The sequence below is a fragment of the Candidatus Arsenophonus triatominarum genome, from assembly GCF_001640365.1.
In the GTDB taxonomy this organism is placed as follows: domain Bacteria; phylum Pseudomonadota; class Gammaproteobacteria; order Enterobacterales; family Enterobacteriaceae; genus Arsenophonus; species Arsenophonus triatominarum.
Window position 1 is genome coordinate 1 of sequence record NZ_LWMI01000048.1, and the last position, 1062, is coordinate 1062.

At 31.5% G+C, this 1062-nt stretch carries 1 protein-coding gene; it reads right to left on the reverse strand.

Annotation, left to right across the window (positions count from 1 at the left end):
- Positions 1-232: 232 nt before the first annotated feature.
- Complete coding sequence (locus AYJ55_RS21175; protein WP_063657808.1) at positions 233-685, reverse strand: replication/maintenance protein RepL; 453 nt, start codon at positions 683-685, stop codon at positions 233-235.
- Positions 686-1062: the final 377 nt, after the last annotated feature.

The window sequence follows — 1062 nt, forward strand, 5'->3', positions numbered from 1 at the left end:
ATGCCGCACCCCCAACTCGCTGGAGAATTCGGGCAGCTGACGGGTTAAATTGCGTGAGGTTCGAACGAATAACTCGATGATTTGATTTTGCGCTTCAATTACGCGCACGCGGAAGGTAGACTTTTTCATTAGCCTTACTCCTACTTAACCTAGGTTTAGGGTTAGCTGGCTACGGGAACTTAGACCTTCCTGTAGTCAGTGTTAATTTAAATTGAATCTTTTAAGTTTGATGCTAAAATTCTTTTCCTTCTGGAGTATAAGTAACTTTTAATTCAAGATATTTTTCTCTTAATTTACGTACATCTCCCCATGCCCCTTTTGCAAACAAAGTGGGATTAAGTACATAAATACCTGTATCTATTCGCTGCATAATATCTTTTTGTATAAGACAAGTTATTGAGTTTGAAATAGATTGCTCTTTTACATTAATTAATGATGCAATCATTCTTTTAACAGCAGCGTTCAAAATAATTTGACCGTCATAATTCATTTTTCTAACAAATTGATAAAGTATTTTAGATGTGCTCTTTGGAAGATCATTTATACGAACTAAATCGTCTAGATATAGTTTTACATACGGAGGTTCTTCTGGAAGACGAACCGTATTGATAGATTCAAGACGTTTTATCTCTCCAGTTTCTGTATCAACTATACTTTTTTCGCTTCTAAATACAGTTTTAGACAACCCTTTACTCTCCAAAAACTCATTTTATTACTCAAAATTTAAGTAATAAAATAATAAATGTCAAGTATAATATTACTTTTTTTGAGTAAAGATAATATGATAATTCAAGTAAAATAAGTAATAGTTCTACTTAATATAAGTAATACATTTACTTTATATGATTAACACTTTTACTTGATATAAAGATACTTATACTCAAATAGAGTAAAATAAAATTAATTAACTATATGATATTTAATATTAAATACCAAAATTGCTCTTATCTTATATTATAATTGTGTTTTTTTCCGTACGATGCAGACAACTCAATAGCTACAAACTAACTTCCGCTTCCTCGTCGCCGCTGTTCGGTGCTCGCAAGCTAAACTTAGAAAGAA